We start from the raw sequence: 23,036 nt of genomic DNA on the forward strand, positions 1-23,036 counted from the left end.
GGCTCGGTGTTGAGGGCTGCTGAAGGTGGACGTGCGGTGCTTCTGAAGGGGCCACGGACGAGTGGGGCTCAGAGGACCTTGCTGAGGAAGTCCCTGGTCCGTTCGTGCTGTGGCTTGTCGAGGACCTCGTGGGGCGGGCCCTGCTCGACGATCTTTCCGCCGTCGATGAAGACGACCCGGTCGGCGACCTCGCGGGCGAAGCCGATCTCGTGGGTGACGATGACGAGGGTGGTGCCGCTGGTCGCCAAGTCCTTGATGACGGCGAGGACTTCGCCGACGAGTTCGGGGTCGAGGGCGGAGGTCGGTTCGTCGAAGAGGATGACGCCTGGCCGCAGGGCGAGGGCGCGCGCGATGGCGACGCGCTGCTGCTGGCCGCCGGAGAGTTGGCGGGGGTAGGCGCCGGTCTTCTCGCCGAGCCCGACGCGGCCGAGCAACTCCCTTGCCAGGTCGAGGGCTTCGGGCTTGGCGAGCCTGCCGGTGGCGACCGGTGCGGCGGCGACATTGTCGAGGACGGTCAGGTGCGGGAAGAGGTTGAAGTTCTGGAAGACGAACCCGATCCGGCTGCGCTGCGCGAGGATGGCCCGCTCGCTCAACTCCTTGAGCCTGCCGCCCTGTTGCCGCACTCCGATCAGCTCGCCGTTGACGCTGACGTAGCCGATCTCGGGTTTCTCCAGGTGGTTGATGACCCGTAGCAGCGTGGACTTGCCGGAGCCGGACGGGCCGAGGATCACGGTGACCTCGCCGGGCCGCACGGTCAGGTCGACGCCGTCCAACACCCGGTGCGCGCCGTACCACTTGTGCACGTCGTGCACCTCAACGGCGGCGGGTGTGATGTCCGCCGGCGGTTCGACGGTGTTCGTGGTCATACGGCGGCCTCCCTGCGGATGCGGGCCCGCAGGTCGGTGACACCGGTGCGGAGTTTCTGGATCGGGGTCGGCGGCAGGGAGCGGGTGGCGCCCCGGGCGTAGTGCCGCTCGACGTAGAACTGGATGACGGACACGACGCTGGTCAGGATCAGGTACCAGACGGTGACCACGAGGAGCAGCGGCACGATGTCGCCGGGGTAGGTGGAGCCCATCGTCTGCGCGGAGCCGAACAGGTCGAGCAGCGAGACGTAGAAGACCAGCGAGGTGCTCTTGATCAGGCCGATCAGCTGGTTGACGTAGTTCGGGGTGATGGAGCGCAGCGCCTGCGGGAAGACGATCTTGCGGAACTGGTAGCCCTTGGGGAGACCGAGGGCGGAGGCCGCCTCGTGCTGACCCTGGTCGACGGAGAGGATGCCGCCGCGGACCACTTCCGCCGCGTAGGCCGCCTCGTTGAGGCTGAGGCCGACGACGGCGACGGCCATGTCGGTGGCCAGCTTCGACTCGTCGAAGGAGAAGAAGGCGGGGCCGAAGGGGACGCCGATGCTGAGTGTCTGGTACAGGGCGCTGAAGTTGTAGAGGAAGATCAGCACCACGATGAGCGGGATCGAGCGCAGCGCCCACACATAGGTCCAGCTCGTCGCGCGCAGCACAGGGCTCTTCGAGAGTCGGGCCAGGGCGAGCAGGATGCCGCCGAGGAGGCCCAACGCCGCGCTCAGGGCGGCCACTTCGAGGGTGATGACGAGTCCGTCGAGGATCGTCGGGCGCAGGAACCAGTAGCCGAAGCGGTCCCACTGGTAGAAGGGGTTGGTCGCCAGGCCGTGGAGGAACTGGGCGACCAGCACCAGTACGACCAGGGTGACGATCCACCGGCCGGGCCGACGCAGCGGCTGAACTCGCTGTGCTGTGAGGGGTTTTGACGGGGCGTCGGCGGATGGCGCGTCGGCCAGGGACACGGTGGTGCCCGGGGGTTCAGTCATGGAGGGCTCCGGCGGGAGAGGGAACACCCCGGACCACGGCACCTGGGCGTGACGGAAGAGACGCTCACGGCGAGGAACGCACGGACCGGGGGCTGGAATGACCAACGGAAAGAGCTGGGAAACGCTCGGGTGAAGTCGTCAGCCTCGACAGCGGGCACAGCCCGGTGCGGTACACAGTGCGCTGTTGACGCGCAGAAGATCGACGGCGCGGTTCTCGACGAGCGGCTTCGCGTACGGCAGTACGCAGCCGTGGAAGCGGCGCGTGGCCGTCCTCGAAGCTGCGTACATGTCCGTCACCGTTGCCGTTCCGGCCCTGAGGGCCTCGCGATCACTGAAGCGGTAGTAAGTCAGGTGCTTGTTCGAATGTCAACGACGGTCCACCAGATGGACGGCCCGGGACGCTTCTCAGCTGCGGCAAGCTCCCGTTTCGTCCGCCGCGTGGGCCGCCCAGTCCAGGATCTGGACAGCGGCGCCGGCTGCCTCCAGGCCCCGGCAGCGGGCGTGGTGGCGGCGGGCGATGCCGTCGAGGTCGAGATGGGTGCCGAAGGCCGGGTGGGCGGCCAGGCGGCGGGCGTAGGCCCACAGGTGGGAATGGTCGGCGATGCGCTGCACGGCGGCGGCGTCCAGGTGGTTGCGGTGCACCGTGTCCAGTTGGACCAACGACACCCACAACTCGACGTCGGCGGCGGTGAGTTCGTCGCGGATCATGTGCTCGCGTCCCTCCAGCCACCGGTCGAGCGAGCCCAGCGTCTCCAGCAGCCGTTCGACCGCCTCGTCGCGTTCCTCCTGCTCGACACCGGCCGCGCCGGCGCGCTGCGCGGCGTCCTCGATGCCCTGCGCGCACAGCCGCTCGACGGCCTCGATCTCCGACTCGGCGCCACACGGGTACAGCTGGGGTCCGCCCTCGCCGAAGTGCCGGGCGAGGTCGCGCATGATGTCGGGGGCGTGGGTGCTGACGATCCGGCCGGACCAGTCGTCGCTGAGCACCGGCGCGGCGGCCGGTCCCGAGTAGCGGTGCGCGCTCGCCTCGTAGAGCGGGCGCAGCGCGGAGTGTCCACCACTCGGACAGTCGGGTACGGCGGACAGGAACACGGCCGGACAGCTCTCGTCGAGGCCGAGCAGGCTGTGGGTGACGGCGATGCGCAGGCCGTCGGCGCAGGCGGTGGACAGATGGAGGCGGTAGCGGCGCGGCACGGCGTAGTGCCCGCTGCGCGCGTCGCGGCCGATCCGGCCCCGGAACGTGGGGGCGGACCGGGGTGCGGGGACGGCGGCGAGAGGCGTGCTGGACATGGGACTCCCCGGGTACGGGCGCGTGGACGTACGCGCGGCGGAAGCGTCGTCGAGCGGAGGACGGGGGCTCAGCGCAGGGGGTTCATCGCGCTGCAGACCCGCAGCAGGTCGATGTGACGGCGGGAGGTCAGAAGAGGCGAACGGCCCACGCGACGAGTGGTGACCGGCTCAAGCCCCATGTTTCCCTACCTGTTCACTAGGATTCCCTACTGGAGTGTCGATCCGCCGCGACCCGGGGTCAAGAGGGCGTCCACGGACCGGGCACCGACCGCCCGCCCCGTGGACACCCCGGCGCCGCTACTTCGCGTACATCAGCGTGCCGAAGCCGAGCTGGTCGTAGCCGCCGCTGTCGGTGCCGTAGTCACCTCCCCCGCCCTCGGGGGCGACAAGGTTGTAGTACATGGCTGAGATGTACTTGTCGTCGAGGCCGATGCGCCGGTTGTAGTGGAAGTGGAGCATCGCCCACACCGGGCGGATCTGGCCGCGCGAGGCGGAGGAGATCACCGTTTGGGACGACTGGGCGCAGCTCTGCCCGGTGCCCCAGGTGTAGGTGGTGTAGGGCACGTCGCTGCCGCTGTTGTACTTCGCCACGTACTGGGCGGCCTTCATGAAACGACGGCTGTCGTACGAGTACAGGTCGTCGCCCTGGTTCCAGGCCATCTCGCAGATCGCGCCCATCTGGCCCATGCCCATCACGGTGTGGCCCTGGTCGCGGCCCGACTCCTGCCACTGGCCCAGCGCGTAGCCGTCCGAGTCGGTGTACAGATACGGCACGGCGTGCGCGATGGAGCCGTTGCCCGCGCCGGACTTGAAGTACGTGACGGCCTGGTCGTACTTGGCGGAGTCCTCGTTGAGGATGCCGATGGCCAGGATCGAGGCCATGTTGCACAGGTCCCAGTTGGCCCAGTAGTTGGTGATGCAGGCGTCGTTGTGGTTGGTCAGGAAGCTGTTGTTGAGCGGGTAGAAGACGTTCGCCAGCATCTGCTGGGCGGCGGCCAGATTGAAGCCGCTGTAGTCCCGCATCAGCTCGCAGGCGTTGGCGAACTGCCAGCCGTAGAGGCCGGCAGCGAGGAACCGGTCGGCGTTGCCGGTGACCGAAGTCAGCGTCGACGACCAGGCGTTGAGGATGTTCGCGGCGCACACGGCGTTCGCCTCGGTGCCGCCGACCTTCCAGCGCAGGGCGTTCTGGTAGGCGGCGGCGATGTCGTTGTACAGCAGGCTGTAGTTCTGGCCGTCGCCGCCGCGGATGATCGTGGCGGTGGCCCGGTTCGTCCACGTCGACTGGGAGTGGGAGTTGGCGGTGAGCCTGTTCCAGCCGGACAGCCAGGGGTCGGTTCCCGCCGCGACCCTGACCTTGGCGCGGTTGATGTCGCCGGCGTTGTGCAGCATGCCGGGGTGGGTGAACGTGGCCGGGGCCGCGTGCGCGGTGGTGGCCACAGTGGCGCCGCCGAGGGCGACGGCTGCGGTGAGACCGCCGACGGTCTTCAGAAGACCACGGCGGCTCAACTCTGTTCTGCGGAGGTGCTCGTGGGGGGACGTGCGGCTCATTGCGGTGCATCTCCAATCCATGAAGGATCAGGTGGGCGTGATGCTCACCTCGTCGAACTCGGTGGTGCAGCGGACCAGTTGGCTGCGCGAGCAGACCACCAGGCCGACGTTGTAGGGGGCGTCACCGAAGCCGGGGATCTCTCCGTCGGCGAGGGGGGTCCAGGTGACACCGTCATCGGTGGACAGGGCGGCGCTGAAGGCGGTCCCGACGCGCTTCAGCCGCAGCAGGGCGGGGAGGGTGACAGAGGCTCCACCGGTGAAGGCGGAAGCACCGGCCACGGTCTTGCGGAGCATGAGCTGTGCGCTGGTCCCGCCGGTGACGATCGCTCCGGCGGCCTGGTCGAACGGCGACAGCGACTTCGCCATGAGCAGCCCGACCCGGTCGGTGGTCACGCCACTGCGGGAGACGATCCGGGCGACGACCTCACAGTCACCGCTGACGGGCCGCCGTACGAACTGCCCTGTCATTCCTTGGCCGTTGGCGTTGAGATCGACGCCCGCGCCCCGCACGGTGAAGGTCCCGCCGTCGTACGACGTGCTGCCCGGCGTGGTGATCGCCACCACGCCCAGCGTCCCGAAGGTACGGTCGTCGAGCACGGTGTCGCCGAGATCGCCGTACGTCCACGGCGCGGGCGGCGCGGTGCTGACCGTGAGGGCGAGGGTGCCGGTCGCGGTTCCGGAGGCGTTGGCGGCGGTCGTCGAGACCGTGAACTCGCCTGTCTCGGTGGGGGTTCCGGAGACCAGGCCGGTGCGCCGGTCGACACGGAGGCCGCCGGGCAGCCCGTCGGCGGTGAACCGTACGGGCTCGTGCGAGGCGCGCAGCAGATACCGGAAGGCGGCACCTTGGTTCGTGAACGCGCTGGCGGCGGAGGCGAGTTGAGGTTGTGCCGGGTTCGGCATCACGGCCTGCGCCGGCGTCGAACGCGGCCCGCGTCCACCGGCGTTGGTCTTCGCGACCGTGTAGTGGTACGTCGTTCCCGGCGATCCCGTCGCGTCGGTGTACCGGATGCGGCTGCCGAAGCCGACGGGGCCGACACGGGTGGCGAGCGTCTTGTACGGTCCACCGGCGTGCGTGGCGCGCAGCACCGTGTACTCGGCGGAGAGGTCCGGGTCGGTCCAGGCCAACTCGACGGCGTCGGCACCGGTTTGGGCCCGCAGGGCGGTGGCGGTGCGGGCCGGGCGGGGTACGCACCAGACCGTGCCGGACGAGGAGGTCACACTGACGTTGTCGAAGGCGCCGGTGCCGGTCTCGGCATAGTCCTCGTCGACGCCCAGGCATGAGGTGAGGGCGAGACCGGCATACGCGGTGCGGCCCAACTCGACCTCGGTGGAGCCGACTTCGGTCCAGTGGACGCCGTCCGGAGAGATGGCGCCGGTGCAGCGCGCGCCCTTGCGGGTCACCCGCACCCAGTAGGGCTTCCGCAGCCGGTAGCCGTCACCTGCGCCTTCCACGTAAGGCGCCTCAAGCGGTGTTGCCGACTCGGGCAGTGTGCCGAGGCTGGAGATCGGGAAGGCGGCGTTCACCGTGATCGCCTGCTGCTGGGAAGGCGGTACGGGAGTGCTGCCGGTCGCGGAGATCTCCGCACCGGTCGACGGGCGTACCGTCCACACCCCGCTCCAGGTGTGCAGCGGCAGCCCCTGGATCAGCATCGATGCGTGCGCCGCGTCCACGCCGAGCGAGGCCCGCACGGTGACTCCGATCTTGGAGTACTGCGAGCTGAGCGGCCACACGATCCGCGCGGTGACTGTGCCGTCGCCGCGCAGTGGAAGGTGGACGAGACGATAGGTGTCGGCGGTGCCGCTCGCCTCAAGGACGAAGCGTTCGCCGTCGAAGGCGGCGGAACCGGGGATCCTCACGTCCCCCACGTCCCGGGTCGACCAGGGCGAGGGGAGGCCGGCGGAGGCGGCCGCCCACGGTGAACTGCCGCTTCCACCAAGGGCGTTGAAGGCCGCGACCGTGTAGTAATAGGTCCGTCCTCTGTGCACGTTCCGGTCGGTGTACGTCGGCCGGTCGACGCCGGACGCGATCTTCTCGTAGCGGCCGTCCACGTCGGTCGCGCGCAGGACGGTGTAGGAGTCGGCCCACGTCGACGGCAGCCAACTCACCGTCACAGAGCGGTCGTTGCCGATCGCCGTGACGCCGGCCGGTGGTGTCGGCACGGTGGACGAGGGGGTCGTAGCACCGGCGTAGGCGAAGGTGCCCCAGCTCGGCAGGTCGTCGTTGCTGCCCTCGATGACGCGGGTACCGCCGTTGCCGCGGAAGACGGCGTTCTTCGTGTACGGGGTGTCCAGGCCACGCACACCCGCGTAATGGGCGTACGCCATCTCGTAGATGGGCGGCAGACTGCCACGTGACGTGGCCGAGACGGACAGCTTGATGTACTTGCCGGTGCGGTCGAGGTCGGGGACGAAGGGGACGTCGCCGCCGAGGTTGTAGCGGGCGGCGTACTCGACGTTGGCGAGGATGCGGTTGTCGTCGAAGCCCCAGAGGTCGACGCCCTGGTTCCAGGCGACCTGCGCGGCGTCGGCCAACAGGCCTACCGCGAGCTGCTCGTGGCCCTGGTCCCGGCCGCTCTCCTGGCCCTGGCCGGCGTCGGTGACGATGCGGTGGAGGACGCTGCCGTTGCCGGCGCCGGCCGCGGCGAAGCGGAGCGCGTCGTAGAAGAGGGTCGGCTCTTCGCAGAACACGCCTATGGCCAGCAGGGATTGAAGGGACGTCAGGTCCCAGTTGCCATTGGCGTAGAGCATGTAGGAGGACAGGGCGGGATACCAGACGCGGAGGAAGGAGTCCTCGCAGCGGACGATGTCGGCGGCACTCCAGCCGTCGTAGCCGGTGTGGCGGAGGAGTTCGGCGGCGTTGACGAACTTGAAGGCCTGGAGGCCCGCGCCGAGGGGGCCGTCGGCTCCGGTGATGGCGGTGAGGGAAGCGGCCCAGGCGTTGAGGATGTCGCGGGCCTTGTCGGCGTGCGCGGTGTCTCCGGTGACGGACCAGATGAGGGCGTTCTGGTAGGCGGCGGCCGAGTCGGCGACGGCCTGGTTCTGGTAGTTGGCGGGGCCACGGCCCCAAGTGGTGATCTGGCCGGTGTTCTGCACGGCGTACGCCGAGGAGGAGCGGGCGTGTGCCGCGAGCGCCAAGTAACCGTCGTAGACCGGCGATTGCTTGGCGGCGACCGCCGCTTTCATACGGGCGAGGTCATCGGCGGTGTGCAGCAGGCCGGGGTGTGTGAAACCTGCCGCAGGGTCGTCCTGGGCCGCCGCTCGGCCGGGCACGAGCAGTCCGCTCGCACCCGTAGCCAGCAGGAGGGCCGCGGTGCCGCCGAGAAGGCCACGGCGGCTGAGCGGGGCCGGTGCAGTCGACTCCGGTTCGGCAACACCCTTAAGGGGCGCGGGGCTGTATTCATCAGCGGCTCCGCCGCGGGGCGCGCCCAGCCACAACGACGCCGCAGCCGACCGACAGCCCCTCCCCGCCCTTCCAGCGGAGCGCTTCGTCATGACGCCGCGGCCGCCTCGGCCTCGGCGGTGGTGAGGAACTTCAGGTTGGTGACGTGCTCGTTGTAGAACCACTGGATCTCGTCGGTGGTGTAGTACCAGCTCGGCTTCTTCATCGAGTCGGCGACGACCAGCCCGTTGATCACCAGGTTCTCGAACGTGACGTTGTTGATGGCGTGTTCGGCGTCGTAGCCGAGGAAGAGCGACGGGTTGGCGCGCGTGCCCGTGTAGCTGAGGTTCTTGACGTAGACGCCGTCGATGCCGCGGCCGACCGAGGTGTTGTACTTCGTGTTGAACATGACCTTCATGTAAATGACCTGGCCCCAGCGGAAGTCCTCGATCCGGACGTCCTCGATGCGCACGTTCTTGATCAGGTTGGAGTCGCCGGGGTTGAGGGCGATGCAGCCCTGGTAGTTCATCTGGGGTTCGCGGTGGTCGAGGATGTCGATGTTCTTGATGACGAGGTTCTCGATCGTCTCGGGGGCGTCGGAGTTGCCGTGCGTGCCCACGTTGATCGGGTGGGCGACGTCGGCCCACAGGGTGCTGTTCTTGACGGTGATGTCGCGGGTGTCGCCGTAGTAGTCCCAGCGATGGCAGTAAATGGCGATGCAGTCGTCGGAGTTGCGCATGAAGCAGCCGTCGAAGGTGATCCCGGTCGAGGAGAAGACGTCGAAGCCGTCGCCGTTGCCCTTCGAACTGAACGCGCGCGCCTTGGTGATGTGGACGTTCTCGCTCTCGCCGAACGTGCCCGCGTAGCCTGCCGGGTTGAGCATGATGACGTCCTCGATGCGGATGTTCTTGCTGCCCTCGCTGAGGATCGCGCCGCCGGGGTTGTTGTAGAGCACCCCGCGTCCGATCAGGCGGGACTTCTCCACGTCCTTGAAGTAGACCTGCGCGGTGAGGACGGCGCCGCCCGCGAGGTAGACGGTCTTGCCGCTGGGGACGGTGAGGACGTTGCCGGTGACGGTGTGGACGCCGGGGCCGAAGTAGAGGACGTTCGGGTCGTCGGCGGACGGGACGTGGTGCTCGACGCGGTTGGTGATCAGGTGCAGGGCGTCGAATATCTCGTCGTTGATCTGTACGACGACGTCCTTGGGCTCGTCGAGGGTGAACCGCAGGGTGTCGCCGAGGAGTTCGGGCGTGATGCCCAGCGCGTCCGGTCTCACCCGGGCCTTGGTGGTGCCGCCCTTGAGGTACGTCACCTCGATCTCGACAGAGCCGTCGAAGTCGAAGTACGCCATCGACGAGTTGTAGACCTTGCCCGACCCGGTGGAGGCGTTGATCTCCTCGAACTGCGGCCGGTAGATGTCGAGGGTCTGCCAGGTGCCCTGCGGGGTGCTGCGGACCCGCACCTGGAAGCTGGTGTTGGTCGGCATGGTGGTCGGGCGCGGGTAAGTGACCAGCTTGGGGCGGGAGTTGTGGTCGCCGGAGGCGTGGGCCGCCGTTGCGGTCAGGCCGGAGAGGCCGGCGGCGAGCGCGGTGGCACCGGCCGCCTGGAGGGCCGTACGACGGGACAGGGGTGTGTTCATGGTGCGACTCCTTGCAACAGACGGAAACCTGGGCTTACTTGAGGCCGCTCGTCGACATCCCGGCGACGAACCCGCGTTGGGCGACGAGGAAGATCAGGAGGATCGGGACGACGTACATCACCGAGGCCGCCGCCTGGAGGTCGGCGACCGGGGTGCCGGCCGAGGTGACGTAGGTGGACATGACGGCGACCGCGAGGGTGGTGCGGTCGGTGGACAGGAGGAGTTGCGGGGCGATGTAGTCGCCCCAGGTCCAGGTGAAGGCGATCACGAAGCTCGCGCTCAGGACCGGCCAGGACTGCGGCAGGAAGATCCGCCAGAAGATGGTGGCGTACCCGCAGCCGTCGACGATCGCGGCCTCCTCCAACTCCCTTGGCAGGCCCGCGAAGAACTGCCGGAAGAGGAAGACGAGATACGGCGCGGCGGCCAGCCCCCACAGCACCCACGGCCAGTAGGTGTCGACCATGCCGAGCTTGGCGAAGATCAGGTAGGTCGGCAGCAGGGTGATCATCTGGGGCAGCATCATCGAGCCGAGCAGGATGCCGAACAGGGTCTTCTTGCCGGGGGCGGAGAGGCGGGCGAAGCCGAAGCCGACCCAGGCGGAGCTGAGGGTGACGAGGGTGGCGTAGATCATCGCGATGATCAGGGAGTTGCGGGCGTAGCCGAGGAAGTCGATGAGTTGGTAGGCGTCGGCGAAGTTGTGCCACTGGAGGTGCTGGGGCAGCCAGTGCACGGGCGAGGCGGCGAGTTCGGCCGGGGTCTTCAGACCGGCGAGGACGAGCCAGCCGAAGGGGCCGAGGAACAGGCCCGTGACGGCGACGAGGACGGTGTAGAGAGCCAGCCGGCCTGCTCGCACCCGGACCGGGGACTTCACCAACGGGCTGACGGCGCTCACTTGTTGGCCTCCGGGTCGACGTTGTAGAAGACCACGCCGGACGTGAACCTGAAGATGAGTCCGGTCACGGCGAGGATCAGGACGAAGAGCACCCACAGCAGTGCGGAGGCGTAGCCGTAGCGGCCGAGCGCGAAGTACTCCGCGAACACGTGCATCATGTAGAGGTAGTTGGACTGCGGGATCGCGGTGACGCCGCCCGTGGTGCCGTCGGGCGCGAGCAGCAGCGGCATGATGGTCTGCACGGAGGCGATCACGCCGGTCACGGTCTGGAAGAGCAGCACCGGCGAGAGCAGCGGCACGGTGATGCTGCGGAAGGTCCGCCAGGCGCTCGCGCCGTCGATGCGGGCCGCCTCGTGGAGTTCGCGGGGTACGTCCTGGAGCCCGGCCAGCGAGATGATCATGACGTTTCCGGCGCCCCACAGGACGCTCATCAGCAGCACGTAGCGGGCGTAGGGATCGGCGAGCCAGCCCAGGGCGTTGATGCCGAAGATGTTCAACACCCCGTTGGCGGCACCGGAGTTCTGGTCGAAGAGCTGCTTGAAGGCGATGCCCGCGCCGACCGGCGGCACCACGGCGGGCAGATAGAGCAGGGTGCGGAACAGTCCGCGTGCCTTGAGCGGCCGGTTGACCAGGACCGCGAGCCCGAGCCCGGCCGCGATCGACAACGGCACGGAGGTCACCGCGAACAGCCCTGTGCGGCCCAGCGCGTGCCAGGTCACGGAGTCGGAGAACAGCTCGCGGTAGTTGCCGAGGCCGACGTAGCGCCAGTGCGGGGAGATGCCGTCGAACGTGGTGAAGCTCAGCCACAGCGCGTACGCCATGGGGACGATGGTCAGCAGCAGGAAGCCGATGATCCAGGGCGAGGTGAACATGTAGAACGCGCGGTGTCTGCGCCCGGTCGCGGTGGTCCGCGGCTGCCGTGCCGCCCGCGCCCGTTCACCGCTCGCGGCCGAGCCTGGGCGGCCCGTGACCGTGGTGACCTGATCGACCGTCATCCCACTTGCTCCTTACCGCGCTTGAGCTGCTCGTTCATGGACGAGTTCAGCCGGCCCGCGAGGGTGTCGACGGATATCCCGCCCGACATGGCGGCGGGGGCGGCCTGGTTGAAGAGAGCGGCGAGCGCGTCCGCCGTGGCGTACGGCGTGAAGGCGGTCACCGAGAAGTGCTTCAGCTCGGCCTCCTGCACCCGCAACGCCCGCTTCTGATACGGCTCCTGACCGGGCATCAGGGACCGCAGGGACTTCAGGCTCGGGATGCCCCAGCCGCTCGACGCGCGCTCCTTGGCCGGTGCCTCGCCGAAGAACCACTCGAAGACCCGCCAGGCGGCGTCCTTGTTCCGGGCCTTCTTCGGCATCCACAGGCCGGTGCCGCCCTGGCAGGGGCTCAGGCGCGGGCCGCCCGCGAAGACGGGGGCGGGGGCGAGCCGGGACACCCGGGCCAGCTTCTTGTCGGTGTCGATCATGCCGCCGAGCCAGTAGCCGCTGCCCGTCATGGCCATCCGGCCGGCCTGATAGGTGGGCCCGTCCCAGCCGTTGGGGTCGGGCTGGATCAGGCTCGGGCCGACCTTGGCCCGGCAGTAGTCGATGTACCAGGCCAGTGCCTTGCGGGCCTCGGGGGTGGTGAAGTCGACGCGGGAGAAGTCCTCGCTGAACAGGCTGCCGCCGGCGGCGGCCGTCAACCCGGCCAGCAGACCTGGGGCGTTGAGCCCGTTGTAGCTGCCGCCGAAGACGGTCGTCTGCCCGTTCTTGCGCCGGGTGAGCCGCTTGGCGTCCTCCAACCACTGTTCATAGGTGACCGGTTGGGTCTCCGGCGGGTAGGCGACGCCCGCCGTGTCGAAGTGCGCGGTGTTGTACCAGTACATGGAGTCCTGGGAGAAGTCCTTCGCCATGCCGTAGCGCGGGCCCTTGCCCTGGGTGTGGCCGTCGTAGCGCCACAGGTCGTTGACCGGGTCCAGGTCGTCGACCTTGAGGACGCCGCTCCCGGCGAAGTAGGGGTCGAGGTTCTCGACGACGTCCCGGGCGACGAAGTACGGGGCGTCCACGGCGCCGACGCCGCGCACCAGGTCCGGTGGTGCGCCGGTGGTCATCATCGCGATCAGCTTGGTGAGGTCGTAGCGCACCAGGTGGATCTTGACGCCGATGTCTTTGTGGGCCTGCGTGATCTGGTCGGTGGTGATGTCGCCGTCCTTGACCATCACCGTGACGGTCTCGCCCGCTCCGCTCACCCCGGTCGACACCTGGAGGGCGCAGCCGCCCAGCACCGCCGCGCCGGCCGCCGCACCCGCCCCCGAGAGGGCGAGAAATCGTCGGCGGCTCAGGGGCGCACCAGCACGTGGGGGCATGACCGCACCACCTCCAATAGAAACCGGTTGTCACGCGTTGGGGCAGAGCTTCTTCCGGCTCGGAAACGGCGTCAAGACCTTGGGCGAACTTTCGAAAAGACTGGGTAACCTCGGCGAGACGGCGCTGGAACGTGGTCGACTAGAAACCGGTTGTCCGACAGGGATGGCCGAAGTCCCGGGAATCCGATGGCTGAAGTCCCGGGAATCCGGCCGGTGTTCGGTCCGTCAGTGCAGGTCGGCGGCCTGCTCGGGGCTCTCGTCGAGGAAGCCGCCCGACTGGTGCTGCCACAGCTTCGCGTAGGCGCCCTCGGCGGCCAACAGCTCCTGGTGCGTGCCCTGTTCGACGATCCGGCCGCGGTCGAGGACGACGAGCCGGTCCATGCCGGCGACGGTGCTCAGCCGGTGTGCGACGACGAGCGCGGTCCGGCCCTCTATGAGCCGCCACAGCGCTTCCTGTACGAGGATCTCGCTCTCCGAGTCGAGCGCGCTGGTCGCCTCGTCGAGCAGCAGGATCGGGGCGTCGCGCAGGATCGCGCGGGCGAGGGCGACGCGTTGGCGCTGGCCGCCGGAGAGCTTGATCCCGCGCTCCCCCACCATCGTCTCGAAGCCGTCCGGCAGCGCGTCGGCGAACTCCGTGACGTGCGCGGCCTCTGCGGCCCGGCGGACCTCGGCGTCGGTGGCGTCGGGCCGGGCGAAGGTGAGGTTCTCGCGCAGGGTGCGGTGGAACATCGCCGGGTCCTGCGGGACGTAGGCGATGAGGCTGCGCAGGTCCGCCTGGCGCAGTTTGCTGATGTCCTGGCCGCCGATCAGGATGCGGCCGGCGTCGATGTCCGTCATCCGCAGCAGCAGCCGGCTGAGGGTGGTCTTGCCGCCGCCGGACCGGCCGACGAGGCCGATCTTCGTGCCGCTGGGCACGGTCAGGTCGAGTCCGTCGAAGAGCGTGTCGGCGCCCGCGTGGGCGAAGGTCACGTTCTCGAAGCGGACGTCGGTGGCCCGGGACCGCAGCGGCTCGGGCGAGGCCGGGTCGACCACGGTGGGCGGCGCCATCAACAGCTCGGTGAACTGGGCGGCCTCGGTCATCGAGCTTTCCAGGCGCCGGTAGATCTGGTTGAACTCGAACATGATCCGGGTCGCGTTCGTGTAGTACGTGAAGGCGACCACGACCGCCTCGACGCCGTGTTCGCCGCCGCCGAGGGCGACAGCGAGGAGCAGGCCGAGCGCGTTGGTGAGCACGGAGAGCGGCGCGACCAGGGTGTCGATGCGCAGGTTGCCGTAGTCCCAGGAGCGCAGCGTGAGGCGCCTCGACTGGGCGACGCGGGAGCGGTGTTCGGCGGCCTCGCGTTCCTCGGCGGCGAACGCGCGGACCGTGTCCATGTTCATCAGGCTGTCGGCGACATGGCCGGACACCCGGGCGATCGCCTCCTCGCGGAGGTCGACGAGTGCCTGGCGGCGCCGGATGAGAGGCGCGACGACCAGGGCGGTGAGCGCGATCATCGCCAACAGGCCTACGACGAGCAGCGGTTCGTAGCGCCACAGCACGACCGAGCCGAACAGCAGCGGGACCAGGCTGCCCACCACCTGGAACGTCATCGTGTCGACGAACTCCTCGAAGCGGGAGGCGAAGCTCAGCACCCGCTTGGTGAGCGACCCGGCGAAGTTGTCGTGGAAGAACGCGGCGTCCTTGGCGAAGAGTTCGTCCATGCCGATCACATACAGGTGCTCGATGCCGAGCGCGTCCAGCCGGTTCAGACAGTGCAGTCCGAGCCGCCAGAACACCTCGGCGAGCAGCAGCACCCCGGCGAACCCGAGGACGTACGGCAGCGTCGTGCGGACGCTGATGCCCGCGTCTCCGGCGATACGGCCGACGAGCTTGGCGACGATCAGCGGCGCGATGTAGTTGATGCCGATGTTGCCCACCGCGGGCAGCAGTGTGGCGGGCGCGGTCCAGCGGCGGAGCCGGGCCAACTCCCGTCCGTAATAGCGAAGTGCGAGTAGCACCGAGCCTTTGCGCGGCCCGATGTCACGCGATTCAGGCGATCCCATCCCCACCCCGTGGTGTCGTCCGGCGCCCGGCATACGGACTGGCCAGGACTGGCAGTGTCCCGCGACGGCGTCCGTGCAGTCCAAGCGTTTTTCCCTCAACAGCTGTGATGCGCACGGGGTTTGCGGGCCCTACGGTGACACCATGGCGACCGATCCCGTGGGCGAGCCGATGCGGCTGCCCGACATGCCGTTGCACGATCCGTTCGTCGTCGCCGACGACACGACCCGCACGTATTGCCTCTACACGTCCAACGACCCTTCCGTGTCGGGCGTGGAGGGCGTCGGCACGATGGTCTACCGCAGCCGGGACCTGCGTGACTGGACGCGTCCGGCGGTGGTGTTCCTGGCGGCGGAGCAGAGCAACCTCTGGGCGAGCGACGGGGGTTGGGCGCCGGAGGTGCACGCGTGGCAGGGCAGGTACTACCTGTTCACCACGCTGCACGACGAGGACAGTCCGCTGCCGGTGCCCCCAACTGGCCGCTGGGGCACGCCGTTTCAGCTCGCGAACCACCGGCGGGGCACGATCACGACCGTGTCCGAATCCCTGCTCGGCCCCTTCACGTCGGTCGACCCCGCACGCCCGACCCCGCCCGAGCACCTCATGACCCTGGACGGCACGCTGTACGTCGACCCGTCCGGGCAGCCGTGGATGGTGTACGCGCACGAGTGGCTGCAGACCGTCGACGGCACGATGGAGGCCATCCGGCTGACCCCGGACCTGACCGGGACGACCGGCGACCCGGTCTTCCTCTTCAAGGCCTCGGACGCGCCCTGGATCGGCGAGGAGATCCCGCCCGGCGTACCGCACCAACTCCCGCCCTACGTCACGGACGGCCCGCAGCTGTACCGCATCCCCGACGGATCGCTGCTCATGCTGTGGTCGACGTACGAGAAGAACGTGCTCGGCGCGGACGGCAGCCTCACCGGGGGCTACGTGCAGACCTATGCCGTCTCCAAGTCCGGTGAGATACAAGGGCCTTGGTTGCAACAGCGGCCGCTGGTGCGGGAGGACAGCGGGCACGGGATGCTGTTCCGGACGTTCGAGGGCCGGCTGATGATGATCCTGCACCGGCCGTTCGAGAACGCGCGCGGGAAGCTGTACGAGATGGAACTCGTCGGTGACGAACTGCGGGTGCTGCGGCAGTGCGTCGACCTCGACGGCGGCGGATGAACCGGCGGCCGCTGCTCTCAACTCCTCGGCAGCCGCTCCTCGTTACTGCTTGACCGCGCCCGCCAGCCCGTTGATGAAGAAGCGCTGCAGCACGATGAAGATCAGGACGATGGGCAGCAGGGTGATGACCGACCCCGCGCACACCAGCGTCCACGCGGTGGAGTTCTGGCCGATGAAGTTGAACATGCCCACGGACAGGGTGTGGAGTTCGGGGCGGGACAGGGTGAAGACCAGCGGGATGAAGAAGCTGTTCCAGGCGTTGATGCAGGCGAACAGGCCGACGGTCGCCAGCATCGGTCCGGACAGCGGGAGCATGATCCGCCAGAAGATCTGGTGGAAGTTCGCGCCGTCCACGCGGGCCGCGTCCTCAAGGCCCCGGTCGATCGTCGTGAAGTAGCCCATGAACAGGAAAGTGCCGAAGACCATCCCGCCCGCCGACTGGACGATGACCACCGACCAGAGGGTGTTGAGGAGATGGAGGCGCTGGATGAGGTCGAAGACCGGGATGATCGTGTAGCCGTGCGGCAGGAACAGCGTCACGCCGACCAGACCGAGCCAGACCTTCTTGCCGGGGAAGTCGGTGCGGGCCAGGACGTAGCCGGCCATGGAGGTGGCGAGCAGGGTGACGATGACCGTGCCGGTCGCGAACAGCACCGTGTTGACGAAGAACTTGCTGAAGTCCGCCTGGGTCCAGGCCTCGCTGTAGTTGGACCAGTGGAACTCGGACGGGATCGGGTTCAGCCCGCCGGAGAAGAAGCCGTCGGTGCTCTTGAGTGAACTGCCGAGCGCCCACAGGAACGGGTAGAGCCAGACGAGGCCGCCGCCGAGCAGTGCGAGGTAGAGCAGACCGCGTCGCCCTCTGCGCAGGCTCAACTGCATGCGCAGGCGCGGGTGTTGGGACGGTGTGGACATCGGCGTGACCCTTTGCTGGTTGGCGACTAATAAGCAGGTCGGGGCGAAGTCCGCCGCGGCTCGGCAGCGCCCTCAAGGGGCGCGGGGAACTGCGCGACCAGCCACGACGGCGCTGCAGACGATGGACGGCACCTGGCCGTACATCCGCGGAGCACTTACGCGGCCGTGCGGCGTCGGCTGATCCCGCGCAGGGCGAGGACCTGGAGCGCGGAGAACACGATGAGCAGCAGTCCGTAGAGGAACGAGGCGGCGGAGGCCAGGCCGATGTCGGGCTGGGCGGCGGCGCCGGCGGAGCCGCCGAAGGCCAGGTGGTAGATGTACGTGTTGACGACCTCGGTGGCGAAATACGGTCCGCCGCCGGTGAGGACCTGCACCAGGTCGAAGACCTGGAAGCTGCCGATGAACGCCAACACCACGATGACGACCCCGACTTGGCGCAGCATCGGGATGGTGACGCGGAAGAAGGACTGGACCGGTCCACAGCCGTCGAGCTTCGCCGCCTCGTACAGCTCGGCCGGGATGGTCTGCAGTCCGGCGAGGAAGTAGACGAGGTTGTAGCCGAGGGTGTGCCAGATACCGATGGCGATGATCACGGCGAGCGCGGTGTGCGGGTCGCCGAGCCAGTCGATGTGCCCGTCCGTCATGCCGGTCCTGGCGAGCAGACTCCCCGCCGAATCACCGAAGTTGGCGAGCATGAGCTGGATGACGACGCCGACGACCGCGGCCGAGGTGACGACGGGGATGAAGTAGACGGTCCGGAAGAACAGCGCGAACTTGAGCTTCGGGTTGTTCAGCACCAGCGCGAGCGCCAACGCCAGCAGGAGCTGCACCGGGACCAGGACGAAGGCGTAGACGAAGGTGTGCTCGACCGCGCCCCAGAAGATGCTGTCGCTCAGGATCTGCCGGAAGTTGGCGAGGCCCACGTAGTTGCCGGGCTCACCGATGCCGTTCCAGCGGTAGAAGGTGTAGCCGAAGGACGCGAAGATCGGGTAGACCACAAAGGCCAGCAGGAGTACGGCCATGGGGGCGAGATAGAGGTACGACCACTTGGCGGCGCGGATGCGGCGGCCGAGGCCGGGGCGAGCGGCGATCGGGGGTGGCGTCGGGGACGTTCGCCGGCGCTCGCGGGTGTCGAGGAGTGACATGGTGACGGCTCACGCCTTCTTCTTCGTGGTGTACGGCTTGGTCGGGTCCCAGTCCGCGAAGACGTAGTCGGACGTGCTGACCTTCTTGCCCTGCTTGGCCACCGCGGCGACCGCCTCGGACTGGAGCTGGTACTTCTTGTCGGCCAGGCTGCTCAACGCGCCCTGTACGTCCTTGATTTGACCGGTGTAGACGCCGGTCACCACATCGCTGATGTCCGGCTTGGGCACGCTCGGGGCGACGCCGGCCAGCTCCGGGTTGCGCACGAGGGGCACCGGGCCGCGCAGTACCTGCTCGGTCATGCCGATGAACGCGGCGAAGGGCTTGGAGTCGATGCCGTCCGGGTCGTTGTCGGCGGGGTGGGCGGAGACGCCGTTGAGGTCCTCGACCCAGCGGCGCCCGGCGGCGGGGGACGTCAGCGCGTCGAGCCACTGGAACCCCTCGTGCGCCTTCTTGCTCTTGGCGGAGACCGCGGCGAAGGTGCCGTTGCCGACCGGGTCGGCGTAGTAGAAACCCTTCGGGGTCGCGGTCGGCGAGGGCAGGGTGACCAGGCTGTAGTCGGTGAACTTGTGCTGGGTCCACTCGGGTTGGTTCCACACGCCGCCGACGGTCATGCCGAACTTGCCGCGCTCGAAGAACGCGCGGGCCGCTTCGTCGGACAGGCTCACGGAGTTGGGGTGGAAGAAGCCGCGCTTCTTCCATTCCACGAACAGCTCCAGGAAGTCGGCGTACGAACGGTCCGTGCCGAACGTCCACTTGCCGACGCGGTAGTCCATGCCGGCGCCGGGCACGGTGGGGGCGCCGCCCGGTGCGCCAGCGCCGCGGACGAACAGGTCCAGCCACCAGGCGAGGACGCCGATGCCGTCGGCGTTGCCGAAGCCGAAGCCGTACGACTTGCCGCCGCTCTTCTTGGTGATCGTCTGGGCGGCGCTGGTGACTTGGTCCCAGGTGCGGGGGATCTTGACGCTGCCGTCGGGGTTCGTCAGGCCGACGGACCTGAAGACGCCGTGGTGGATGTAGAGCTGGAGTTGCGGGCCGGAGCCCTTGAGCGGGGCCGAATACACCTTGCCGTCGAAGACGTTGGCGCCTTCCAGGAAGGTGCCCTCGGGGAAGCGTGACTGCCACGCCGGGGTCGCCCACTCGTCGAGCGGGTGCAGCCAGCCCTTGGCGACCTGCTCGGCGACGCTGGGGACCTGCGGGATCATGAAGACGTCCGGCGGGTTGCCGCTGCGGTTGGCGAGCGCGACCAAGTCCGGGTACTTGGCGTTCTGTTGGGTGGTCTTCTTGACGCTGACGCCGCTGTGGCTCTTCTCGAAGAGCTCGATCTCCTTGTCCACCCAAGGGGCTTGGGTGACGTACCAGTCCCAGTAGGTGAGCGCGTCCGCCGCCGACGAGGGGGAGCCGGAGCCGCACGCGCTCAGACCGCCGCCCAGGGCGAGGGTGCCGGCGCCGAGTGCGGCGGTGCGCAGGAGGCCGCGTCTGGAGACGTTCGACGAAGTCATCTGATGTTCCTCCGAGGCGGAGAAGAGGGATGCGGTGGGATGCATGGAGATGCACAGAGGCTGCCGAGCGGCATGTAACGTTCACTGAACCGTTTACAGTAACCGGACGTTAAGGGGAGGTCTCGCGGTCGTCAAGGGGTTCGGCAATCCCGGAGAATTTCCAACAGCCACCTGCACCTGGGCCGTAGAGAAACCCTCGCCAGTTGTGTAACTTTTTCATCGGTGTTACTTACATCGGCTGTTCACCGGGGCGAGGAGAAGCAGAGCATGGCTCAAGGTCGGGGTTCCGCAGGTCGCGCGACGATCCGTGACGTGGCATCGCGCGCGGGCGTGTCCGTCGCCACGGTGTCGCGGATTCTCAGCGGGGCGTACACCGCTCCCCCGGCGACGCACGAGCGGGTCATGCAGGCCGTGCAGGACCTCGACTACGTGGTCAACGCCAACGCCCGCTCCCTGAACACGACTTCGGGGCTGATCGCGATGGTGGTCAACGACATCACCTCGCCGTTCTTCATGAACGTCGCCTCCGGGGTGGAGGAACAGGCCGTCGCCGACGGCCGGGTCTGCCTCGTCTGTTCCACTCAGGGCGTCCCGGAGCGCGAGCTGTCGGTGATCGACCTGATGCGCCAGCGCGGCGCGGAGGCGGTCATCCTGGTCGGCGGCATGGCCGAGACCGAGGAGCATCTCGCCCAACTCACCGCCGCCGCCGAGGGGTTGGAGCGGGCGGGCTCCCGTCTGGTGCTCTGCGCCCGGCCGTGGAAGGGCGGCGCGAAGGCGCCGGTGGACGTGGTGGAGTGCGACATGGAGAGCGGTGCCTTCGCCGCCACCAGCCATCTGCTGTCCGCAGGTCACACCCGGGTGGCCCATCTGGCGGGCCCGCACGAGTTCAGCGTGGCGGGCGAGCGCCTCGAAGGGTACGAACGAGCCCTGCGCGCACACGGCGTCAAGCCGGACCCGGCGCTCGTCGCCGAGAGCGACATGACGCGGGAGTCCGGCTACGAGGCCGCCTGCCGTCTCCTCACCGACACCGACGCCACCGCGATCTTCTGCGCGAGCGACATGAGCGCGGCCGGTGCCATCGCCGCCGCCCGCGACCTGGGCCGTTCGGTCCCGGACGACCTCTCCGTGGTCGGCTTCGACGACATCCCGCTCGCCGAGGACCTCTACCCCCGGCTGACCACCGTGCACGTCCCGCAGCAGGAACTCGGCCGCTCCGCGACCCGGTTGGCCCTGCACCGCCGCCCCATGGACCCGCCGAGCCGCCGCGTGGTGCTCGGCTCGCATGTCGTCGTACGCCAGTCGGTGGCGCCCCCGGCCCGCCTCAACCCCGTTGGAAAGGTGGACAGTTGATACCGGAGGACCGGCTCCTCTCTCCGCACACCGGCTGGACGCGTTCCCACTGGGAGGCGCTGGCCGACGTCCAGCTGACCGCCGTCCGCCCGTACGCCACCGATGGGCACGCCCTGCTCCATCTCCCCGGCCCCGCCAGCCGCAACGGCCGGCACAGCGACGGCCTCGAAGGCTTCGCCCGCACCTTCCTCCTCGCGGGCTTCCGCCTGGCCCAATCCGGCGACAACGACCCGTACAACCACGCCAGTTGGTACGCCGAGGGCCTGACCGCCGGCACGGACCCGCACTCGCCCGAACACTGGCCGAGCATGCGCGAGTGCGGGCAGGCGAAGGTGGAGTGCGCGTCGGTGGCGATCGCGCTGCACGAGACCCGGCGCTGGATCTGGGACCGGCTCGACGACGGCGTACGGCAACGGATCGTCGCCTGGATGACGGACCTGCTCGGCAGCGAGGTCCCCGACAACAACTGGGTCTGGTTCAGGGCGATCACGTCGGCGTTCCTGCGCTCGGTCGGCGCCCCGTGGAGCGCGCCCGACATCGACCACGCGATCGCGCGCACGGAGTCCTGGTACGCGGGCGAGGGCTGGTACTCCGACGGAGGCGGCACCGGCGGCCCGTTGCGCCACTTCGACTACTACTCGGGCTGGGCGATGCACTATTACCCGCTCTGGTACTGCCGCATCTCCGGCGCCGACGCGGACCCCGCCCTGCTCCCCCGCTACCGGGCCCGGCTGCGCCGCTACTTGGACGACGCCCAGCACCTCGTGGCGGCCGACGGCGCCCCGCTGTACCAGGGCCGCTCCCTGACGTACCGCTACGCGATGCTCTGCCCGCTGTGGGCCGGCGCCGTCTTCGACTCCGCTCCCCTGCCGGCGGGCCGTACCCGCCGCCTGGCGAGCGGAGTCCTACGGCACTTCACCGAATCGGGCTGCTTCGACGGGCGCGGGCTTCAACCGCTGGGCTGGCACGGGGAGTTCACGGCCATCCGGCAGCCGTACTCCGGCCCCGGCTCGCCGTACTGGTCGAGCAAGGGCTTCGCCGGACTGGTGCTGTCGGCGGAACACCCGGTGTGGACGGAGAAGGAAGAGGCCCTGCCGATCGAGACCCGGGACGTGCGGCGGACGTTGACCGCCCCGGGATGGCTCGTCTCCGGCACGGCGGCGGACGGCGTCGTACGCGTCGTCAACCACGGCAGCGACCACGCCTTCGGCGACGGCACCACCCCCGAGGCGGACGACCCGCTCTACAGCCGCCTCGCCTACGCCTCCCATGCCGCCCCCGACAGCGCGGAGTCGAGCCTGGACGACCCGATCGACTCGCACATCGCGCTGCTCAACGCCGGGGGGCGGCCCTCGCATCGCCGCCCGCTGACCCGCCTGCACCTGGGTGTGCGTACGGCGGTCTCCCGCCATCGCGCGCACTGGCCGGTCGGCCCGGTGCCCGCCCCGTACGCCCACGATCCCGCGTCCGACTTCCGTACAGGGCCGTGGATCACGACGGCGTCCGTGCTGAACGGCCCGCTGGAGATACGGCTCGCGCGCGTCGACGGCCCGGTCCAGGAACCGCTGCGGCTGCGCCTCGGCGGCTACTGCCTGGCCGCGGCCGAGCCGCCGTACATGCACCTGGAGCCCCAGCCGGCCGCATGGGCGCGCCGCCCGACCGGCCTGTCCAGCACCGTGGTCGGGCTGCGCGGCTTCGACGAGGCGGGCATCGCCACCGCGCGGGACGCCAATGCCTTCGGGCCGCATTCGGCGACACCCTGGCTCGCCACCACCGCGGAGGTCCAACTGGGCACAGTCTACGCCGCGTTGGTCTGTCTCTCCGGGGCGGTCGAGGGGCCGGGTGCCGCCGAAGCCGTACGTCTGGAGGTCTGTTACGACGGTGACGGCACCGCCCTCGCCTCCGTCACCTGGCCCGACGGAACCGTGGACAACGTCCGCTTGGAGCAGCCGAGTTGATGAGCGGAACGGCGTGGGACGCGGG

At 69.0% G+C, this 23,036-nt stretch carries 17 protein-coding genes; 3 read left to right on the forward strand and 14 right to left on the reverse strand.

Going from position 1 to position 23,036, the window contains the following annotated elements; genetic code table 11:
- Nucleotides 1–68: 68 nt before the first annotated feature.
- The 11 genes from ACGFY9_RS43995 to ACGFY9_RS44045 form a co-directional block, all read right to left on the reverse strand.
- The gene (locus ACGFY9_RS43995) at nucleotides 69–866 is read right to left on the reverse strand and encodes an amino acid ABC transporter ATP-binding protein (protein WP_393763991.1); all 798 of its coding nucleotides are present in this window, start codon (nucleotides 864–866) and stop codon (nucleotides 69–71) included.
- Complete coding sequence (locus ACGFY9_RS44000; RefSeq protein WP_393763993.1) at nucleotides 863–1,843, reverse strand: amino acid ABC transporter permease; 981 nt, start codon at nucleotides 1,841–1,843, stop codon at nucleotides 863–865. Before ACGFY9_RS44000 ends, ACGFY9_RS43995 begins: the two co-directional genes overlap by 4 nt.
- 405 nt (nucleotides 1,844–2,248) lie before the next feature.
- Nucleotides 2,249–3,133: a glutathione S-transferase family protein gene (locus ACGFY9_RS44005; protein WP_393763995.1), complete on the reverse strand. Its 885-nt coding sequence runs from the start codon at nucleotides 3,131–3,133 to the stop codon at nucleotides 2,249–2,251.
- A 68-nt stretch (nucleotides 3,134–3,201) separates the two neighbouring features.
- Nucleotides 3,202–3,312 (reverse strand): putative leader peptide, encoded by a 111-nt coding sequence (locus ACGFY9_RS44010; RefSeq protein WP_393763997.1) that lies wholly within the window; start codon nucleotides 3,310–3,312, stop codon nucleotides 3,202–3,204.
- 118 nt (nucleotides 3,313–3,430) lie between these two features.
- Nucleotides 3,431–4,681 (reverse strand): alginate lyase family protein, encoded by a 1,251-nt coding sequence (locus tag ACGFY9_RS44015; RefSeq protein WP_393763999.1) that lies wholly within the window; start codon nucleotides 4,679–4,681, stop codon nucleotides 3,431–3,433.
- Nucleotides 4,682–4,708: 27 nt separating this feature from the next.
- Nucleotides 4,709–7,951 carry an alginate lyase family protein gene (locus ACGFY9_RS44020; protein ID WP_393764001.1) on the reverse strand — a complete coding sequence of 1,081 codons (3,243 nt, stop codon included), beginning with the start codon at nucleotides 7,949–7,951 and terminating at the stop codon, nucleotides 4,709–4,711.
- A 218-nt stretch (nucleotides 7,952–8,169) separates the two neighbouring features.
- Nucleotides 8,170–9,699, reverse strand: a complete 1,530-nt coding sequence (locus ACGFY9_RS44025) for a glycosyl hydrolase family 28 protein (RefSeq protein ID WP_393764003.1) — start codon at nucleotides 9,697–9,699, stop codon at nucleotides 8,170–8,172.
- Nucleotides 9,700–9,733: 34 nt separating this feature from the next.
- Nucleotides 9,734–10,591: a carbohydrate ABC transporter permease gene (locus ACGFY9_RS44030; RefSeq protein ID WP_393764005.1), complete on the reverse strand. Its 858-nt coding sequence runs from the start codon at nucleotides 10,589–10,591 to the stop codon at nucleotides 9,734–9,736.
- The gene (locus tag ACGFY9_RS44035; protein ID WP_393764006.1) at nucleotides 10,588–11,586 is read right to left on the reverse strand and encodes a carbohydrate ABC transporter permease; all 999 of its coding nucleotides are present in this window, start codon (nucleotides 11,584–11,586) and stop codon (nucleotides 10,588–10,590) included. Before ACGFY9_RS44035 ends, ACGFY9_RS44030 begins: the two co-directional genes overlap by 4 nt.
- The gene (locus ACGFY9_RS44040) at nucleotides 11,583–12,932 is read right to left on the reverse strand and encodes an extracellular solute-binding protein (RefSeq protein WP_393764008.1); all 1,350 of its coding nucleotides are present in this window, start codon (nucleotides 12,930–12,932) and stop codon (nucleotides 11,583–11,585) included. The genes ACGFY9_RS44035 and ACGFY9_RS44040 overlap by 4 nt, the downstream gene beginning before the upstream one ends.
- A 225-nt stretch (nucleotides 12,933–13,157) precedes the next feature.
- Complete coding sequence (locus ACGFY9_RS44045; RefSeq protein WP_393764010.1) at nucleotides 13,158–14,975, reverse strand: ABC transporter ATP-binding protein; 1,818 nt, start codon at nucleotides 14,973–14,975, stop codon at nucleotides 13,158–13,160.
- A 142-nt stretch (nucleotides 14,976–15,117) separates the two neighbouring features.
- Here ACGFY9_RS44045 and ACGFY9_RS44050 point away from each other — a divergent pair, with 142 nt between their 5' ends.
- Nucleotides 15,118–16,146, forward strand: a complete 1,029-nt coding sequence (locus tag ACGFY9_RS44050) for a glycoside hydrolase family 43 protein (RefSeq protein WP_393764012.1) — start codon at nucleotides 15,118–15,120, stop codon at nucleotides 16,144–16,146.
- Between the two features lie 42 nt (nucleotides 16,147–16,188).
- Here ACGFY9_RS44050 and ACGFY9_RS44055 read toward each other — a convergent pair whose 3' ends face one another.
- From ACGFY9_RS44055 to ACGFY9_RS44065, 3 genes are all read right to left on the reverse strand, one after another.
- The gene (locus ACGFY9_RS44055; protein WP_393764014.1) at nucleotides 16,189–17,058 is read right to left on the reverse strand and encodes a carbohydrate ABC transporter permease; all 870 of its coding nucleotides are present in this window, start codon (nucleotides 17,056–17,058) and stop codon (nucleotides 16,189–16,191) included.
- Nucleotides 17,059–17,213: 155 nt separating this feature from the next.
- Nucleotides 17,214–18,203, reverse strand: a complete 990-nt coding sequence (locus tag ACGFY9_RS44060) for a carbohydrate ABC transporter permease (protein WP_393764016.1) — start codon at nucleotides 18,201–18,203, stop codon at nucleotides 17,214–17,216.
- A gap of 9 nt (nucleotides 18,204–18,212) precedes the next feature.
- A complete protein-coding gene (locus ACGFY9_RS44065) occupies nucleotides 18,213–19,703 on the reverse strand; it encodes an ABC transporter substrate-binding protein (protein ID WP_393764017.1) in 1,491 nt (496 codons plus the stop codon).
- Nucleotides 19,704–20,015: 312 nt separating this feature from the next.
- Here ACGFY9_RS44065 and ACGFY9_RS44070 point away from each other — a divergent pair, with 312 nt between their 5' ends.
- Nucleotides 20,016–21,053 (forward strand): LacI family DNA-binding transcriptional regulator, encoded by a 1,038-nt coding sequence (locus tag ACGFY9_RS44070; RefSeq protein WP_393764018.1) that lies wholly within the window; start codon nucleotides 20,016–20,018, stop codon nucleotides 21,051–21,053.
- On the forward strand, nucleotides 21,050–23,011 hold the full coding sequence (locus ACGFY9_RS44075; protein ID WP_393764019.1) for a DUF2264 domain-containing protein: 1,962 nt from the start codon (nucleotides 21,050–21,052) through the stop codon (nucleotides 23,009–23,011). Before ACGFY9_RS44070 ends, ACGFY9_RS44075 begins: the two co-directional genes overlap by 4 nt.
- Nucleotides 23,012–23,036 lie beyond the last annotated feature (25 nt).

This window comes from Streptomyces sp. NPDC048504 (assembly GCF_043200035.1).
Taxonomy (GTDB): Bacteria; Actinomycetota; Actinomycetes; order Streptomycetales; family Streptomycetaceae; genus Streptomyces.

Coding starts and splice junctions, on each gene's coding strand:
- ACGFY9_RS44035 (WP_393764006.1), bottom strand. CDS start 11,586: ATGACGGTCGATCAGGTCACCACGGTCACGGGCCGCCCAGGCTCGGCC.
- ACGFY9_RS43995 (WP_393763991.1), bottom strand. CDS start 866: ATGACCACGAACACCGTCGAACCGCCGGCGGACATCACACCCGCCGCC.
- ACGFY9_RS44015 (WP_393763999.1), bottom strand. CDS start 4,681: ATGAGCCGCACGTCCCCCCACGAGCACCTCCGCAGAACAGAGTTGAGC.
- ACGFY9_RS44045 (WP_393764010.1), bottom strand. CDS start 14,975: ATGGGATCGCCTGAATCGCGTGACATCGGGCCGCGCAAAGGCTCGGTG.
- ACGFY9_RS44005 (WP_393763995.1), bottom strand. CDS start 3,133: ATGTCCAGCACGCCTCTCGCCGCCGTCCCCGCACCCCGGTCCGCCCCC.
- ACGFY9_RS44060 (WP_393764016.1), bottom strand. CDS start 18,203: ATGTCACTCCTCGACACCCGCGAGCGCCGGCGAACGTCCCCGACGCCA.
- ACGFY9_RS44050 (WP_393764012.1), top strand. CDS start 15,118: ATGGCGACCGATCCCGTGGGCGAGCCGATGCGGCTGCCCGACATGCCG.
- ACGFY9_RS44000 (WP_393763993.1), bottom strand. CDS start 1,843: ATGACTGAACCCCCGGGCACCACCGTGTCCCTGGCCGACGCGCCATCC.
- ACGFY9_RS44065 (WP_393764017.1), bottom strand. CDS start 19,703: ATGACTTCGTCGAACGTCTCCAGACGCGGCCTCCTGCGCACCGCCGCA.
- ACGFY9_RS44055 (WP_393764014.1), bottom strand. CDS start 17,058: ATGTCCACACCGTCCCAACACCCGCGCCTGCGCATGCAGTTGAGCCTG.
- ACGFY9_RS44010 (WP_393763997.1), bottom strand. CDS start 3,312: ATGGGGCTTGAGCCGGTCACCACTCGTCGCGTGGGCCGTTCGCCTCTT.
- ACGFY9_RS44025 (WP_393764003.1), bottom strand. CDS start 9,699: ATGAACACACCCCTGTCCCGTCGTACGGCCCTCCAGGCGGCCGGTGCC.
- ACGFY9_RS44040 (WP_393764008.1), bottom strand. CDS start 12,932: ATGCCCCCACGTGCTGGTGCGCCCCTGAGCCGCCGACGATTTCTCGCC.